The sequence below is a fragment of the Rickettsiella endosymbiont of Miltochrista miniata genome (assembly GCF_964031245.1).
Classification (GTDB): Bacteria; Pseudomonadota; Gammaproteobacteria; order Diplorickettsiales; family Diplorickettsiaceae; genus Aquirickettsiella.
In genome coordinates this window covers 736,847-755,522 of the sequence record NZ_OZ035017.1, presented here as the reverse complement: position 1 = coordinate 755,522, position 18,676 = coordinate 736,847, and the positions used below count along the sequence as shown (strand labels likewise).

The window sequence follows — 18,676 nt, the reverse complement described above, 5'->3', positions numbered from 1 at the left end:
GCAATTAGTACTGATCTTTCTGTAATTCGAGATGACTATGCATGGATTCGGGTAAGAAACTGCTTAACCAATCTTCTAAAGGTTGAAAATGTGGTACTAACACCGATTCTTGCCAAGACGATTCTTTGGCAAAGGGTGTTAAACTGACCAACATCATCAATAAGACGACCACTAAAATTCCGCGTGCAATACCGAAAATAACTCCTAACACGCGATCCGTACCGCTTAAGCCGGTATTCGACACTAATTGGCCAATCAAATAATTAATCAGCATACCCAATACTAAAGTAACTAGGAATAAACCGACAAAACTAACCACTAATCTGACTGAATCGGAGTGAATAAAATTTACCAGTAAATCAGCTATATAACGGTAAAAAATAAAACTCACCGCAATCGCAGCTACCCAGATAACCAACGATATCACTTCGCGCACAAAGCCACGCATGACGCTAATTAAAACGGAAAGCGCAATGATGGCGATAATGGTGTAATCGATCCAATTAAATGTAGACATTAGAAAACCTTAGAATAGATAAAAACTTCGAAAGCTTAGATTTAATTATCAAACGGAGATTTATTATAAACTATTTTTGTCAATGAGTAATCATCGTCATTGCGAGCGCGTAGCGCGCGGCAATCTATTTTTATTTATTGGAAAACTTCAAGCACGCGTATTGACGAGCTCATTCAAGGTATACACACTATGCAATTGATAACCCGCCGCCTGCAATGCTTCTTTGCCGCCTTGTTGTCTATCTACTAACACGACAATATCTTTTACTTGTATAGCGTGTTTTTTTAAACTTTCTGCTATTTGTAGCACACTACCACCGGTAGTCACGACATCTTCAACGATTAAACATTCTTGACCGGGTTTAAAAACACCTTCGATTTGTTTTTTTGTGCCATAGTCTTTAGTTTCTTTACGACACATCAACATCGGTAAATTTTGTTCAAGTGAAATAGCCGTAGCCAGTGGTAATGCGGTATAAGGCACACCACATAACAAATTCGGTTGCAGATGTTTTACCTTATTCCATAAGGTGTTGGCGACAGCACGCAATAACGGTGGGTACGAAATAATGGCGCGACAATCGATATAGATCGGCGAGATCTCGCCGCTACGTAGCGTGAATTCACCCCATTTAATGACATCAATGTTGATTAGCGCTTCGAGCAACTTTTGTTTTTCCATCGACGGACCTAATTAAGATCTTCGGTGCCGGTTTTTTCGGCCGCTAAATTTATCAATGTATCGGTTTGTTCTGGACTTGCACCGACCAAATCTTCTTCGATACGTTCTAAGCCGACTAAGGTTTCACCTTCATTCAGGCGTATTAATCGTACACCTTGTGAATGTCGACCCGCCACACGAATTTCAGCCACACGTGTGCGCACTAAAGTCGCTTTATTGGTAATTAACATCACTTCATCGGAAGGCAATACTTGCACAGCGGCTACGACATTACCATTACGTTCCGTGGTTTTAATCGCCACCACACCACTACCACCACGACTGGTTAAGCGATGTTCAGGAACAGGTGTACGTTTACCATAACCATGCGTGGTTGCCGTTAATATTAATCCTTCTGGTTTAGCGATGATTAAGGATATAACCTGTTGTCCCTCTTGTAATTTAACACCACGAACACCGCAGGCGGTACGTCCCATACAACGCACTTTACTTTCATTAAAGCGTATCACCTTACCGGCATCGGTAAACAATAAAACATCTTGCTGACCATCGGTTAATGCGACACCCACTAAACGATCACCTTCACGCAAATCAATCGCAATAATACCGTCATTACGCGGCCGTGAAAAATCAATTAAGCTAGTTTTTTTCGTCGTGCCATTCCCGGTTGCCATAAAAATAAAATGCTCAGCACTATAATTCAGCACCGGTAATACGGCGTTAATCCGTTCATTTTCGCCTAAAGGCAATAAATTAACGATGGGTCGGCCTTTAGCGATACGACTACCTTCTGGTAATTTATATACTTTAAGCCAATACACTTTACCGACACTAGAGAAACACAATAACGTAGCGTGCGTATTCGCTATTAATAAGTGCTCAATAAAATCTTCTTCTTTGACATCGCCTGAGGATTTTCCTCTACCGCCGCGACGTTGTGCTTGATAAACATCTAAACTTTGTCGTTTGACATAGCCTTCATGCGATAGAGTGACCACCACATCCTCGGCCGGAATCAAATCTTCTTCGTTAATTTCGGCATCGACACTGATAATTTCGGACCGTCGCGGATCGGCAAATTCTTCTTTAATTGCCACCAGTTCATCGTGTATAACCTGACGTAAGCGCTCGGGTTGATTTAAGATATCTAATAAATCAATAATAATATCGAGTTGATCGCGGTATTCTTTTAAAATTTTCTCTTGTTCAAGACCGGTTAAACGGTGTAAGCGCAGTTCTAATATCGCTTGTGCTTGTTCAGGTGATAATCGATAACTATTTTCGCCTTTTTTTACACCATATTCATGCGCTGCATCGATTGTTAATTGGGTTTCTAGCAAATCGGTTTTAGTGAGCATCTCCGCCACCAACCCTAACTGCCAGTGTTGCGCTAACAATTGAGATTTGGCATCCGCTGGATCTTTAGCCGCCTTAATTAAAGCGATCATCGGATCGATGTTAACTAAGGCAATGCCTAAACCTTCTAAAATATGCGCGCGTTCTCTTGCTTTACGTAATTCAAAGATCGTGCGCCGTGTCACTACTTCACGTCGATGCGCCAAAAATTCAGTAATTAATTGTTTGAGGTTGAGTAAAACGGGTCTGCCATTGACCAAAGCCACCATATTAATACCAAACGTGACTTGCAATTGGGTTTGCGCAAATAAATTATTCAATAATACATCCACGTTTTCACCGCGACGTACTTCGATGACCATACGCATACCGTCTTTGTCAGATTCATCGCGCAATGCGGTAATTCCTTCAATACGTTTTTCCTTTACCAATTCAGCAATTTTCTCAATGAGTTTTGCTTTGTTTACTTGGTAAGGCAGCTCGGTAACAATAATTCGTTGTTTATTCGATTTTTCATCCTGTTCAAACTCTACTCTAGCCCTGACAAATAGACTTCCTCGCCCACTGTGGTAGGCTTCCTTGATCCCTCTCTTACCATGAATTAACCCTGCGGTAGGAAAATCAGGCCCCTTGATAAATTGCATCAACCTATCAATAGTCAGCTCAGAATCCGCAAGTAAAGCAAGACAGGCATCGATGACCTCACCCAGATTGTGGGGTGGTATGTTAGTGGCCATACCCACAGCGATACCCGAAGAACCATTGACCAGCAGGTTAGGAACGCGTGTCGGTAATACCGTAGGCATCTGTTCAGTTTCATCGTAGTTCGGCACAAAATCGACCGTCTCTTTGGCCAAATCCGCCAACAAGGCATGAGCCAACTTGGACATACGAATTTCGGTATAACGCATCGAAGCGGGAGAATCACCATCGACCGATCCAAAGTTCCCTTGGCCATCAATTAATACTGAGCGCATGGAAAAGGTTTGCGCCATACGTACAATAGTGCCGTAAATCGCACCATCGCCATGGGGATGATATTTACCAATCACGTCACCCACCACACGGGCGGATTTTTTATGCGGCTTATTCCAATCATTGCCAAGCTCGCTCATGGCAAATAAAACCCGCCTATGTACGGGTTTTAAGCCGTCTCGTACGTCAGGCAATGCCCGACCTACTATGACACTCATAGCATATGCTAAATAAGACTGCTTTAATTCCTTTTCGACGGTTACCGAAATGATTTCATTAGCCACTGATTCTGCCATAAAAGCTCAAAACCTATGATACGTAAAAGAACTAAATAGTACCATAAATAGCTTTAAACTGCAGGCAAAAATTCAAATGCGGAGAGTATATCCTGCGCTGTTTTTAAACAGCACAGGACAGGTCCAGATGGCTCTGGTTAGTCGCTTGTTTTTAAACTGGTCTCTAAAAATGTGTGACCCAGTCACCATTAACTTATTGTGCTCCAGCCGCAGAATTAGCTGAATTATCGTTATTAGCAGGTTCGGCCGGCGTAGCATTGGTCGTTCCATTGTCAGAAGTTGTATCCGGTGTCGCTGGAGTAGCGGGCGTAGTATTATCACTAGGTGGTGTCTGAGTAGGCTCCACCGCTGATGGATTAACCGGTATTTGCTGATCCGAACCAGACGAATTCGCCGGATTAGCCATTTGATCTTGAACCGGCATCGCGGCATCTGATTGATCTCCTTGCTTATCAGAAGGCTGATGATTACAGCCGACTAACGCCGCCGTCAGCAGCATTGAAACCAAAAACTTCTTATACATAAGCAAAATTCCCCATCTAAAAAGTAGTGCAAAAAAGCATTAAAAAACAAATTGTCAGCCTAGGACTGACAAGCCCACTGACAAATCCATAGCCCATAGTAGAAGCCAACTTAAGCATAGCAAAACTTTCAAGTAAAACAAAATCTGATAAGAATTGTACTCCGCCATGCTTAGCCTCTATGCATAGCCCCCTTCTTTTGGATTACCAAGCTACTAAATCCTCTTACAAAGTCCTATACTGCAGCCCTCTTTCGATTGCCAACCTACTAAATACTGTTATAATGAGTCCTAGATTTAGTTTCCCGTGTCAGCCTATAGATCGGCTAATCCCCTTTATTTAACTGACACAAAACAGAGCGAAATGATAAGAAATCAACGTTTTGTAAATAGAGCTAACTAAAGTAAAAAATTTTAATTTTTAATAAATTTAACTTATTTTTGGTGATGAACTTAAATCCCAAAATCAGAAAATTAGTCCGGCTTCTTAAGTTTGCAACTTTTATTTGGAACGATATTCTTCCGGTGCGGGTTCTATAGATAGTAATTACTATCTATAGAAAAATGGTATTGAGAATATGCAAGCATATAATCCGTGTTAAAAATCAGTTATTTAAAACTCTACGCTACTTAAGCCCAAAGGCAAAAGAGCTTATGCAAAGAACCCTGTTGACTCACTTAGCCCTTTTTAAATGGGGTGTGTCGTCATTCAACACCCTAATTAAGTGGTCATTGTTTCAGGGTATGGCAACAGTTTTAATTTTTTTTAACAACGATTATCACGTTTACAGATAAGCAAGCTTAGTTGAGCCTTCATACAAAATAGGATTCAACGATGCATAATGAAAAGAATCGAATATTAATAAATGCTAATCAACCAGGAGAAATCCGCGTTGCTTTGCTCGAAGAAAACAAACTGTCCGACCTAGATATTGAATATAGTGGACATGAACAAAAAAAATCAAATATCTATAAAGGAAAGATTAGCCGCATTGAGCCTAGCTTAGAAGCTGCATTCATCGACTATGGTGCTGCTAAGCGTCATGGCTTTTTACCCTTCAAAGAAATCGCCCCCGCTTACTGCAAGGGAAATCATGACTCGCGCGCTACCAAACATTCACTTGAAGTCGGTCAGGAAGTGATGGTGCAGATTGAAAAGGAAGAGCGTGGTGATAAAGGCGCCGCTTTAACGACTTACATAACCTTACCTGGTAGTTACTTAGTGCTGATGCCAAATAACCCTCGCGGTGGAATTTCCCGTCGTATCGAAGGAGAAGAGCGTCGTGAAATGCAGGATTTACTCAGTCAAATGGAACTTCCTGATGATATGGGTCTTATTCTGCGTACCGCGGGCGTCGGTCGAGAAATCCATGAACTACAAACTGATTTGAATTTACTCCTGCAACAATGGAACGCCATCCAAGAGGCCTTTAACAAAGGTTCTGCTCCGTTCCTCATTTTTCAAGAAGGCGATCTGATCAGACGTTCGATACGTGATTATTTAAGACGCGATATTGACGAAATAATTATTGATGATAAAACCATCTACGAAGAAATTAAACATTATATCGAGCAAATTCGACCTGATTTTGTCTCCCGAATTACGCTGTATCAAAATACTATCCCCTTATTTATGTATTTTGATATTGAAGAAGCGGTTGAATCTGCGTTTAAGCGCAAAATAGAACTTCCATCAGGGGCCACCATCGTTATCGATCGCACCGAAGCCCTAGTTTCCATTGATATTAACTCAGGCCGTTCTACCAAAAATGAAGATATTGAAGAAACCGCTGTTGCCACCAATCTAGAAGCCGCTAAAGAAATTGCCCATCAATTACGCGTACGTGATTTGGGCGGCTTAATTGTCATTGATTTTATCGATATGAATTCAGAAGACAATCAACGCAAAGTTGAAAATTGTTTACGTTTAGCCACTAAAAAAGATCGCGCACGTATACAAATTGGTCGAATTTCTGCGTTTGGATTATTAGAAATGTCGCGACAACGCCTGCGTCATTCCTTAGGAAAGGCCAATGAAACATTATGTTCACGATGTAATGGTGAAGGCACGATACGAACCATCGAATCATTAACCCTATCTCTATTGCGCGCAATAGAAAAAGAAGCGTTAAAGAAATCTACTCAACAAATACGTGTCGAGATACCCGTCGATATGGCTACTTATCTCATTAATGAAAAACGTAAAGCCATACAGCAAATTGAGCAACGTTATAAAACAAATTTATTATTAATACCTAATCCGTACTGGCAATCTCCACAATATAAAATTACCGGTCTAGGCAAAAACAATAATCTACAGGCCAGCGAAAAAGCCAGCTATCAAATGTTAGATAAATCTTGCCTAGAATCACCACTACCCTATAGCTCACCTACCGTTAAACCTATAGAAATTCCGGCTGTTAAACCGCTAGCTTTTGCGATTAACAAAAATAAAGCTAAAACCCAATTAGGTCTGCTAAGTCGATTGCTGGGTATGTTAAAAGATCTGGGTAAAACTAAAACCGAGCTCACTAAAAAACCGCTGAAAAAAGAGCTATCGACCACTCCTTTGCCGCATCATCCTAACGATGCTCCGCACAGACACCCCTCAGAACGTCGCTATGCGAAACCAAATCGTAATAACCGACTACGCAATCACCGCCGTGATGATAGACGTGATAAAGATGGAGAAAGCGGCGGCAGCGAAACGGGTGGTGGACAGCAGCACCACCATAATGGCGGTAAGCAATCACAGCATCGTTATAATAAACATCATCAGCAACGTTATGAATCACAACCACATCAACAACAAAACTCGCCACATAATAATAAACCTATCGCTGCCCCTGTTAGCGCAACTACAGAAAGAAAGCCATTGCCTAATAAAAGGAAACATATTGAAAGAACGGTAATAAAGCACGAAAATAAATTAAACCCTCAACCGCATCGAGAAGAAAATGCGACGCATCGATCTGCGCTAAATACCTCAGCAAAAAAAGTCGTTATTCCGCAAACTATGGAAAAACCTGCACCGAGGATAGAAAAAAAACCCATCGCTGACGCTGTAGCTAACCCAGCTAACGCAAACGCTAGCAACAATACTCCATCTACTAATGCGAACAATCCAACTTCACAGCGTCGCAATACGCGACGTTATGGTGGTGAACCCAAATTACGTCATCGTACCTATAGTCATTATGAACAGGATCAAAAAACCAAAAATTAATCCTTTTAATAGCATCAAGCTATTCATCTAGCCTACTTGCCCTCGATATCGACTATCGGGGGTCCTCTCGGCCACCAATAACATTAAGGAGATCAATTAGGTTTAGGTAGATGAGTTATTTCATTGGCTGCAGATGAGCTGTTAGATTTATAATATACTTTAAAAAAAACGGATGGGTTAGTGGCAATATGGCAGACTTGAATGTCTTTAGTCGGTAAGTATGGAATAAGATTTACAAAAATATTTTTACTTATACTTGTTTTCTCACTCATGCCTTTTAAGGCTCCCTCGACAGCTAAATTTCTAATCAATCCATTTTCTAAACCAGATTTTAAGCGTTTTTCATAATAAAGAAATTCTGCGCAATCATTTATTTTTAATTCTACTGCGGAGACTATATTTTCATTACGGCACATAGCAGCTAATTTTTCTGTATTTCTTTCCTTAATGAAATCAGCCAATGAATAATTGGTTTCAGGAATTTTGTCATTAAGTGTACTAGCTATTTTTTGACAATCATCCCAAAATTTTGCTAACTGTAAATTTTCCAACAAACTTGGCTTGGATAGCAATGGGTTTTCCAATAAGCTAGGTTCAATCAGCAGTTTACATACTTCTATTATTTTAATTCGATCTTTTTCTTGTATTATTTCTGTTGATACTAAATTTAGTTTTTTAAGTATCAGATCTAATGCAGTTTCACCCTCTTTATTTCTTGTTGTACAGGGTACATTTGCATCTAGCAGCTGGCGCATTACCTCAAATCTCTTTTTATCCACAAGGCAACTAACATCCCCCGCTTGCAGTGCACGATGTAAGGGGGTGTTATCATTGTTATCTTTGAAGTGGAGTGTAGCTCCTTTCTTTAAAAGGATAGTAATTATTTCTGATGAACTATATCGCGCAGCAAGATTCAGTAAACCATGCTTGTCTGTTATTTCATTAAAAGTGCGGATATCTTTTAAAAGCAAAATAACATTTTTAGGTCTGTTGTTTATAACTGCGATATCTAATGCAGTTTGATCAGCATCCACTAGCATGTTAGGTTTTGCGTCTTTGGCTAAAAGTTGCTTTAATATTTTAGGTTCTTGAAATAATACTGCATAGTAAAGGACTGTTTTATTTTCTATATCGACTGTATCAAGTTCTATTTCTTGGTTTAAAAGATTAAAAATGTCCGCAAAAGTATCATTTAACTCCCGAAATAACTCAGCTACGATAGGTTCCGATGATGCTTGATGATCCCAAAGTCCTTTTTCATAAGCAAATGCTTCATGTAATTTTTCTAATAATTGTTGCGTAGGAGACAGAGTTGGAGTCGGCATAAAATATTCTTATTATTAAATGAAATCATCATTAGTAAATAATAATCCAACATCCATGTCAAACCATAAACAGGAATATGGATGTATATAAACCCATCATAATTACTTAATAATTAGATCGTATAATTAATATAAATAGGTAAAAAAATTTATTTTTTGTTGAATTCTAATTATTAAGGAGATACGTATGGCTCTACTCAATTTCCATGCATGGTTACTTGCACCCGCGCAAAAAAATAAAACCCCCGAAGAATTAGCCCAGTTATTTATCGAATCAGGACCCGATCTAACTAACGATCAAGATAAAACACTCCTGCATTACACCGCAGATGAAGCGTTTAAACCCAACTACGAATTTCGCTTAGCACTCCTCAAATTACTGTTTGAACAAAAACTAGATACCAATGCCATTGATAGCTTTGGCAGAACAGCGTTGCATGATTTTGCAGAAACATGGGATACATCATGGTTTTTCCTATCGTTTGATCCCATCGCTGAACTATTTTTCAAACATGGCGCACAATTTAGTATTAAAGATAATGAAGGTAAAACGCCACTTGATTTAGCTCTACAACGTGAGAATGCAGATAATTTTTTAATCAAAAATATTCTTAAATTTATGTTGTTAGAACAGCCCAATCTTACTCAGCCTAGTTCTATTGATAGTCATGAAAGATTACCAGAATATTGGAATATCTATAAAAATAATATTGCTAAACTGCAAGAGCAGAAAATTCCTGGTACTGAATGTACCTTGTATGATATCTGCCGCTCAAACAATCCAACTCAATTAGCTAAGCAATATTACTTTCAGCATGAACAAATACGAAACTTTGATTTCGAAGAGATAAAAAATAAATTCTATGAATATAGTGATCGATTATTGGTTAATTTAAAATCTCTACAGTGGGAGATCATCAAAATAGCTAACTACGAAGCAGGATTGATCGATGTAGCTACTTCATTAAATTTAAACACGGATATTGCCGAAGGAATATTTAAATATTTATCACCTAAAGAATGTCAGAAAATGCACGTAGCCGTTAATCCATATGCTCTGTTTAGATACAAACCTGAATTAACTGAACCATCTAGCTCCCAAGAAAAAACTACTAAATCTAATTGTTGCATTTTATAATTAAGAAGCATTGATTTATTAGTCAATCTGTGAGCAAGAGAAACGACTAAAAACTTGCTCACAAATTTTAGTACGAACGGTATATGACAACAAAGGAATGAATTATGAAGTCAAAAAAAATATTAAAAATAGTATGTACACTGATTTTATCTAACGCACTCAGCTTTCCTAGTGTGGCCGGCATCAAGCCGATAAGCCCCGAACAATGTGAGAAAATGAAAACGCAGGGAGTGATCACCGATAAAAACCCCGTGCCCTGCGAACGTTTAAGAACGGTAAGTTTTCCACTCATCAATTTTGCAGGTGGCGAAGATAAAGGCCAAGTAGTGGTGCTCGACGTTGTGGCAGAACGTACACAAATCATTTTTAATACGCTCTACAAGCAAAAATTTCCGATTAACAAAGCATTATTGATGGAAACATATAACGGCGATGATAATGCTTCGATGAACGATAATAATACCTCTGCTTTCAATGGTCGACCGATAACGGGCGGATCGGATTGGTCTTTACATGCCTATGGCGTCGCTATTGATATTAATCCGCTACAAAACCCCTATATAAGCTTTGATGAGCAAGGACATGTTGGTATTTTACCTGCGCTGGCAGACAAACAGTCTATCAATCGTTTAAATTACCGACCTAAAAAAGATTTTCGAGCTGGTATGGCTGAGGAAGCCATTGACATCTTTGCTGAAAATGGTTTTATTAGTTGGGGTGGCTATTGGAATTATCCGATTGATTATCAACATTTCGAAGTAGGTAGCAGGAAATTTGTCCAGCAGCTCATCAACTTATCACCTTGCAAAGCACAGCGTGTCTTTAATCAATACGCCAAATCCTATGCGGATTGTATGGCGAAAAGTTCAGTCTGCCCTCATGCAGCTGCACGTGCTGCTTGTGTCGCAAAGATTATACAATAATACCTAAGCAAATAATGACAGCGCAGCAACTCGCAAAACTGCACTAAAAATTTTTTCACGATGATCTGGCTAAGTAAGTGACTGAACTCGATCTAAAAGATGTCGACCATTCCACCGGCGGTGGCGAGATAGCGCGTTATATAGGGCGACATGGGACAAACGGATTTACTTGCATTCTTTAAACAATAAAGATGACAATCTAACGAGATGGATTAGCTTGCCAACTTCCATATAAAGGATTCGGTAAAATAAAATAACTGTGACCAAAATTAGCGTATTGTTGTGTATCGTCCGGCAGTGCATAAGCTGTCGCTTGTTTAAAGCGCGGAAAATCTTGGATGTTATCGCCAAAATAAGCAATCACTTGATGCGGCGGTAATTTATTAGACCATACCATTTCATTCGCATCGTAACAACCATGTATGACTGCATTAAAGCGCGGATTTTTATCGGATGGATGTTGTGATTTTTTATTATTCGCTAAAATAACTTGATCAAACGAAACCTGTTGTTGTTTTAAATTCTGAATAGTGGCCTCGAGCGCAGTAATTCCAGATTGATCGATGTAGGAACCATCGCGATTAGAAATTAAACTCACATAACCGCCTAATTGATGAACCAACTGTGTAAACGCAACCACACCCGGTAATGCCTGCGATTTTTGCGGTATTGTCACAAAATGCGAAAAATCTGCCGGATTTGCAACTAAATTGCCACATTGATAGAAATACCAGGAGTTATCCAAGGTTGTTTCATCAATATCTAACACCACTCCCCAAGTTTTGGCTTTAGGATGATACTGTTGTACCCATTGTTTGATATAAGCAGATCCAATGTTATATACCTGCCGATAACTGGCTTTTTTTTTCCGCGGAATCGCGATACCATTTGATCGATTGCTGGATGGTATCATTTTTTTGTGTTGTGGGTGCACACACAATAACAAACCGATTATTAGCAAAAGCGGCGCTGCTCAAAAAAGACAATAGTACAGTGATAATCAAGAACATTTTTTTCATGGGTTTTTGCTCATCTTCAAATCGACAATATCTTATGCGATCTCTGCTAAAAAGACTTAACATACTTATAATTTATTTCTGCATAAAAATCCATGTCTAATTCGTACATTCGGTTAAATTGAAAAGTACAAATTTTTCACATAATATAATTGGAATGTTTCTATTGACGACGAACATTTAAGTATACCATTGGTATTTTTATATTTTTCAAATCACTTATAATAAAAAAGGACAGAAAATATGCCTAGAAGTAAAAAAAGAACAACCGCATTACCGCACGGAATGAACGCACTAGAGGCTGTACAAAATTCTGATAAAACCTCGCTTAAAACATGGAAAATTTATGCGGCACAATCTGCCTTTACTCTTTTGTATGAAATATCTGATATACATAACTTTGATCTTCGTGTTCTAAAAAACCTTTTTGAAAAATATAATGAATCCGCAGAAGGGATTGAAATAAATAAAGAAATTGAGGTTATTCATCAAAATACCATCTCTAATCCTGAATTCAAAAACTTGTTAGATAATGTTTCTGATCTTGATAATCAAGATATTCAAAAAATAGCAGCGATTCTAAAACTAGAATCGCTGTTATGTAATTTAAAACAAAAAAAATATGCTTTCGGATTAAATATTGCTCAAGAAATTTTCGTATTAATGAATGCTTTTCTTTCTTATTATCCTGAAAATGAACGCAATAGTTGGAATCTAGCCAGCCTGTTAAAATCATGCGAGAAAATACATGGATTGTATTTTCATGTTTTAAACCAAATAGTATCCATAGACAACGCCTTACCATTGTTTACGCATATGCAAACTATTTATTTATGCACCATGATGATGTGGATTAGTAACACCGAGTCTGAGTTAAAGTTTAAATTAATAAGGCATGCGTTTAGCGCTTTAAACGAATGTAAACTTTTACCTAATTTGATCCGCACTGTGTTTGAAAATGCTTTATCTGGCAAAACAGGTTTTATTGAAAGTGAGGATGAGGCAATTTTAATGTTGCCCAGCCCATTAAACATGATTGATATTTTATCTAATGACGATAACCCAAATCACCTATCAAATAAGCTAAAAGAAAAATTCTTACTATTACGGAATGTACCTTTACATCTATCCTTCACAATGGAATTTATCTATTTTTTAGATAAAATTTTAGATTTTGCAAGAGATCAAGCCACACCTCTAGAAAGAACCATCCTACTTGAAAATGCTAAGCCTTATCATTACATACTTAATTCCTTAAATGAAATTTATTGTGACAATGAAAAATGGCCATTACTTGTGGGCAATAATCCCTCTTTTATAATAATAATTTGTAGCAAACTAGTAGAGTTAATGAATAAATGGGCCTTAGCTATCCAAAAAAACCAAAATGACAACACGGTATCAATACGAACCTCTAAAAAGCTTATAAAAGAAAATGAGATAAAACAAATACAAGAAGAACAAAAGTTAGTCGCTAAATTAGCTGAATTACAAAAACAAAAAAATAAAAAAACTGCTAAAGAATTTTATGAAAAACAATTAAAACAAGCTGAAGAAGAACGAAGCTTAAAAGAAAAACAAACTGAGAGAGTAGAAATTCCGCTTTCTGCTTTAGATAAAGCACAAGTAGATATTTCTATTCTATTAAATCAGTCAGAAAATTATACACAAAAAAAAGAAACCGCTCTATTAAAGCTCTGTAGAATTTTTGCTAGTGAAAATAATTCATCCGAAATTATCTTATATGAAAATTTTTATGAAAAAATTAAATCACATGACGATAACTTAAAAAATGCTAAAACACTTTATGATATTTTAATGCTATACATTAGTGTATTCGATTATTCTTTAATCGAATTAAAAAATAATCTGGCTAGCTACAAAAAAAGCTATGGCCAATTGATAAATGATATGAAAGATAAATATGCTAGAAGAGATGAACTAGGGGGGATAATACGCTTTAGTCACCATGACCGCCAGCAGAATCAGACAATCAACGTATCATTACCGGATATTTTATCACATATCATCCACATTAAAGATAATTCTAGCCTTATATTAATAATCCTAAAGACTATCGAATATTTAAAAAGTAAAATAGAAGAAAATTGTCATTATCAAAAATGGGACGATACTGCAAATTTCAGAAAAGTAGAATATGATAAAATTTATCAGCAAGTAGCAATCAATCTAAACCAACTTGAAGAATGTAGAACTAACAAAAAAAACGCCTATCAATCGGGACTCTTGTTCAGCAATCCAAACAAAAAGCCTTCTACTAAACAAAAAGAAAAAGAAGCTTCTGAAAATTTAAATGCAACCATCATTGCTTTTCATGAGATAAAGGAGAAAATAGCTGAATTTTCAGGAATAGGCGCTCCAATTTTATTATCACGAGAAAATCAAGCTCGTAAATTAGAAATAGAAAAAGAGCATATTACCAGTAATAAAGTAAGAATACCTATACAACGCCACATGGGGGCATGCCGAGTCAGTCAAAGTGCCGACAATTTATTCACGTTACATCCGCATTTTTTTAGCCTGCAAGTTAAGGAAAAGAGTATTCTTGAAACTAACAATACCGATGATCACCTCGCTATAATGACAACGATGCTAAGAAGAATGAGCCTTTAACTTGCATAATTAAAGGGGCGCACATTAGCCCCCTCTTTCTTCTCATGTGTCTATCTTAAATTAAAACCCTGCGCTTTTATTTCTATTCTTTCCATACGAGGCTCTTTATAAATCTTAGCTTGTATTTTTTCGCTTTGTCTTTCTATTTTTTGATAGTTTGTTGTTGTTGTGGAAGAGTGTGCAGGTTGGTATTTTCCTCGATTAGCCAGCTTAACCAATACATGCACGGCAAATAAATTACTCGATACGTCGATGGGCGCTGACACTCGAGATATCGCTGGCTGTTTCGTATGAGATCCGCTGTATTGATGAGTGATAGGCTGTTTTATGGAACTTTCAGCGTTAAACGGCTGTTTATAATTTTTATCCATTAACATGGGAGCCATCCGAAGCGGAGCAGATAGCGTCGGTCTTTTGTGTGATGCAGAAAAAAATTGTCGGCTATTTTTCGATTGAGTATTACGAGCAAGCACTTGCTCAAAGCTTGGTTTTTTAGTCGTTTTTTCTGATATCTCGCCTCTTTTATGTATATGATGATCATATTTTATAGATTTGCTACTGGGAGGAGTCATGTGGATTGGTTTTTCGGTAAATGGTTGACGCTCGGCGTAGCTTGAAGCTAGTTTAGGTTGCAATATCGATATATCTTTCTTAGGTTTATTTTTATCTGTTTTAGGTGCATGTTTTACTTTCATTTGATCATACTTATCGTAAAAGTCATACGCCCTCTCCCGTACACTCTTCGCACTTGAATGTTTACCGGTGTTGCTGCCACTCAATTGGTAATCCTCACGCTTGCTAGATTCCGCCTCTGCCGGCAAATTAATGGAACGACGATATCGACTATAACAAATCCGGCTTGGCTGTCCCCATGGCCATACTCGCGGGCCAACAGCATAGGACATGGGAGGTAAATCTTTGTAGATAGCCGCATATAAGTCTTCTTTATGCTGGAGTAATGCATTGCTCCAAGTTTCCGTTGCATTAAAGATTTTTGCTCGCTCTGCTCGGAGAATTATCTTTTTGTTAATAAACTCCAGTGAGCAAGTGATCGCTTTAGAAGATTCTTGATAAAAGTTATGTAACACAACATTGCAAAGTCTATTTATTTCTAAAAGCGGACTGAATGCATTAGTCAATACCAGATCATCTCCATTACGAAAAAAAGAATGCTGATCGATAGTTCTGGGTATTAAAATAGCGGTATTTGCTTCTATCTTTTTAGTCATTACGAAATAAGTAGCCTCATCGGTCGCATTAAGTTGTAAAGGAAAAGGCTGCAAGTGCATGTTAAAACCACGACCGACTATTTTTGTAGGTGCCGTATTGGAAATAATCTGCAGATTTTTATAGGCACGATCAATCAATGCATCTTGCAAGCGAATAGAAATGACTGGGATATCTTGTTGATTAGACATTAACATCGTATGCTTAAGTATCAAATCGTTCCTTTCAGTCGATACTGCAACCTGTAGCGTTGTATTAAAGCCTTGTTTAATTTGCTGAGCTAAGTTTCGAAAATCTAAAATACTATGCGCCGCTTGATGACGCGCAGTCAGAACCACGTCGGGTAAAGGGAACTGCGTAATATTTAATTTATAAGTCCCTGAATTGATCATAATGTTTTTTTCATCACCATTAGCAAACAGATGACTTTTATAAACGAGATCGTTCTGCATGGCTTCCTGTTTCTTATACCCTATCGTGATCAGCTCACGCGTTGCATGGTTAGCGATGACCAAAGTTATATTAAGACGGTGTGCTGCATCAACATAGGTCTGGATAATATTTGCTACCGACTGATTACTTTTAGCATAACCAAGCCTATTTTTTTTATCATCAAGCATCAATTTCATACCATCTTTGAAATGAAGAACGGTCTTATTGGGCAAAATTGATGTTAAATTTCGAGTGAAATTTTCTATCGGTTTAGCAAAAATAGATGGGTTAATGAGATTGACAACTGTGTGGCGTATGACGTCCCTGTCCACTAAGGTGAGATTAAAGCAGCTGGTTTGGCAAGGCTTGAAAATTTCAAGATAACGCTCCGAAAGTTGTGAATATTGCGTCGTATTGAGAATGCCACGCAGCCAACTCATTTGCTGTTCGTTAAAACTGAAGCCTGGTTTTAAGTGATAGGAGAATATAAATTGTGTTGCTGAAGGCCATTTATAGATAGAAATACTTTGAATTATACCCAGCACTGCTCTTATTTCATTGGATAGAAAATCAAAGCTTATAGTATAGCGAGGGTGGGGAGCGATTTGATCTAAAGCTTGAAAAGAAATCGTATTTAAATTCAGAAGTGTCGTGTTAAATGAAAATTGTAGTCTATTCGCTTGGTCACTATCTATTACCGATCTAAGTGTGTTGAGTAATTCGATACTGGAAAAATCAGCGGCAGGAATAGAAACGCTATCCGCATGCACGGGATCATTGCTTAATTGCCGTGCATTCATCTCTAGGTTTTGCATCGGTTTTAACAGTAAAGGCGCTAGCTTCTCATAATGGATTAGGCTACGTACCTTAGCTTGATCAGTTGCTGGGCCAGAAATATTAAGCGTATCGACTAGCTGCAACCATAATGATTGCATGGGTGGGTCCTGCTCGCTAAGACTCCAAAGAAACTCCCTGCTACTCACAACAATTTGCTTTACATCGCAGGTATCACGGTATCTGAAAGCATAGTTCTCAATAGCTTCCCAGGAAATTTCGCAATTAAAAGGAGGACTCCTATGAGCCGGTAAGGGCAAGCATCGTTCGGCTAAATCTTCTCCGCGACTTTTTTGCGACTCAGAACTAATAATCGGATATTTTTCCTGATTAGCTCTTTTTAGATTCTCCCATTCAAAAAATCTAGAAACAATAAAAAAATTGTCGACCCCATTGAGGAGTACACCTTGTAAATGAGCGCCTTGTAAATTCATTCGGGTTATATTGGCGCCTTCCAGATCAACCTCCTCTAGATTAGCCCCTCTAAAGTTAGCGTCAGCCAAATTAGCGTACTTTAAGGAGGCGCCTTTTAAAATTGCTCTCGATAAATCAGCGTGTTGTAAATTGCTCGCATCTAAATTTGCTTTTGTTAAATTAGCACCGGCGAATATACTGCCTTGACAATCTGCGGTATTTAATTGGGCGCCCGATAAATTAGCGTTTTCAAGCTTTGCTCCTACTAAGTTACTGTTATTGAGTTTGGCATAGCGTAAATCGCTATCCATCAATACTGCTTCCTGTAACCTAGCATGGTTTAGCGTAGCATTGCGTAAGTTAACATGCATTAAATAAGCACCTTCTAAATTTGCAGCGCTAAGGTCACAATTGCTTAAGTCTGCTTGAGTCAAAATAGCCTCAAATAACTCAGCATGCTGAAGTACGCTCCACATGAAAGTTGTCTTAGAAAGATCGGCTTGTACTAAATACGCACCTGTGAGGTTTATATTCAGGAAAAAGCTATGGGTTAAATTAACGCGTGTAAAATCAGCTTCGCTGAAGTCTCCATAGTGAAAACTAGAATTTATTAAATTTGCTGCTTTGAATTTCGCTTTACTGCCTTGTGCGAAACCAAGCGAGGTGTTAAATAAGTCTGCGCCAGAAAAATCTGTTTGTACTAAACTAGTGCCATTTAAGTTAACATTTGATAAATTTGCGAATTTTAACCTAGCTCGAGTAAAATTTGAGCCAGAAAAATCTAAATGACTTAATTGTACGCCTGCTAAATCTGCTTCGGAAAAATCTAAATGGCTAAATACTGAAGGAAAATCATCGGACTTATTATTTTTCATCGAAATTTCAGTATCAATTTGTGCAAAATTGACCGTAGTAAGGTTCCATCCTTTAAAGTCTTTTAATTTCAAATCGACCAAAAATTTTTTAAACAATTGTGCTGCTATCTCAGGCTCTGGCTCGGGAAATGACAAGGTAGAGACTATTCCATTTGAGATTGCATGATAGGTTCGCGGAGGATTATCTTGTAAATAGTTTTGAAGTTCATCGATACTATTTAAATTTAATTGTATTGCTGTACGATTAAAATTTTTCATAAAATGCTCCTTGTTATTAATAATAAATC

The 18,676-nt window shown here is 37.9% G+C and carries 11 protein-coding genes; 4 read left to right on the top strand and 7 right to left on the bottom strand.

Annotated features, from left to right (window positions below; genetic code table 11):
* Positions 1–4: 4 nt before the first annotated feature.
* From AAHH40_RS03445 to AAHH40_RS03430, 4 genes are all read right to left on the bottom strand, one after another.
* Complete coding sequence (locus AAHH40_RS03445; RefSeq protein ID WP_342220723.1) at positions 5–517, bottom strand: CvpA family protein; 513 nt, start codon at positions 515–517, stop codon at positions 5–7.
* Positions 518–664: 147 nt separating this feature from the next.
* Complete coding sequence (locus AAHH40_RS03440) at positions 665–1,198, bottom strand: orotate phosphoribosyltransferase (RefSeq protein WP_342220722.1); 534 nt, start codon at positions 1,196–1,198, stop codon at positions 665–667.
* Positions 1,199–1,206: 8 nt separating this feature from the next.
* Positions 1,207–3,825: a DNA gyrase subunit A gene (gene gyrA, locus AAHH40_RS03435; RefSeq protein WP_342220721.1), complete on the bottom strand. Its 2,619-nt coding sequence runs from the start codon at positions 3,823–3,825 to the stop codon at positions 1,207–1,209.
* Positions 3,826–4,018: 193 nt separating this feature from the next.
* Complete coding sequence (locus AAHH40_RS03430) at positions 4,019–4,348, bottom strand: hypothetical protein (RefSeq protein ID WP_342220720.1); 330 nt, start codon at positions 4,346–4,348, stop codon at positions 4,019–4,021.
* Between the two features lie 832 nt (positions 4,349–5,180).
* Between AAHH40_RS03430 and AAHH40_RS03425 the strand changes: the two genes are divergently transcribed.
* A complete protein-coding gene (locus tag AAHH40_RS03425) occupies positions 5,181–7,571 on the top strand; it encodes an Rne/Rng family ribonuclease (RefSeq protein WP_342220719.1) in 2,391 nt (796 codons plus the stop codon).
* A gap of 92 nt (positions 7,572–7,663) precedes the next feature.
* Here the strand turns inward: AAHH40_RS03425 and AAHH40_RS03420 are convergent, their stop codons facing one another.
* Positions 7,664–8,896: an ankyrin repeat domain-containing protein gene (locus tag AAHH40_RS03420; protein ID WP_342220718.1), complete on the bottom strand. Its 1,233-nt coding sequence runs from the start codon at positions 8,894–8,896 to the stop codon at positions 7,664–7,666.
* Between the two features lie 187 nt (positions 8,897–9,083).
* Between AAHH40_RS03420 and AAHH40_RS03415 the strand changes: the two genes are divergently transcribed.
* Together AAHH40_RS03415 and AAHH40_RS03410 are read left to right on the top strand one after the other, a co-directional pair.
* Positions 9,084–10,034 (top strand): hypothetical protein, encoded by a 951-nt coding sequence (locus tag AAHH40_RS03415; protein WP_342220717.1) that lies wholly within the window; start codon positions 9,084–9,086, stop codon positions 10,032–10,034.
* A 104-nt stretch (positions 10,035–10,138) separates the two neighbouring features.
* Complete coding sequence (locus tag AAHH40_RS03410) at positions 10,139–10,957, top strand: M15 family metallopeptidase (protein ID WP_342220716.1); 819 nt, start codon at positions 10,139–10,141, stop codon at positions 10,955–10,957.
* 199 nt (positions 10,958–11,156) lie between these two features.
* On the opposite strand, the gene AAHH40_RS03405 is transcribed toward AAHH40_RS03410, so the two are convergent.
* Entirely contained in the window at positions 11,157–11,918 is a 762-nt protein-coding gene (locus tag AAHH40_RS03405; protein ID WP_342220715.1) for an HAD family acid phosphatase, read from the bottom strand.
* A 298-nt stretch (positions 11,919–12,216) separates the two neighbouring features.
* Here AAHH40_RS03405 and AAHH40_RS03400 point away from each other — a divergent pair, with 298 nt between their 5' ends.
* The gene (locus tag AAHH40_RS03400; RefSeq protein ID WP_342220714.1) at positions 12,217–14,607 is read left to right on the top strand and encodes a hypothetical protein; all 2,391 of its coding nucleotides are present in this window, start codon (positions 12,217–12,219) and stop codon (positions 14,605–14,607) included.
* A gap of 50 nt (positions 14,608–14,657) precedes the next feature.
* Here AAHH40_RS03400 and AAHH40_RS03395 read toward each other — a convergent pair whose 3' ends face one another.
* Complete coding sequence (locus tag AAHH40_RS03395; protein ID WP_342220713.1) at positions 14,658–18,647, bottom strand: pentapeptide repeat-containing protein; 3,990 nt, start codon at positions 18,645–18,647, stop codon at positions 14,658–14,660.
* Positions 18,648–18,676: the final 29 nt, after the last annotated feature.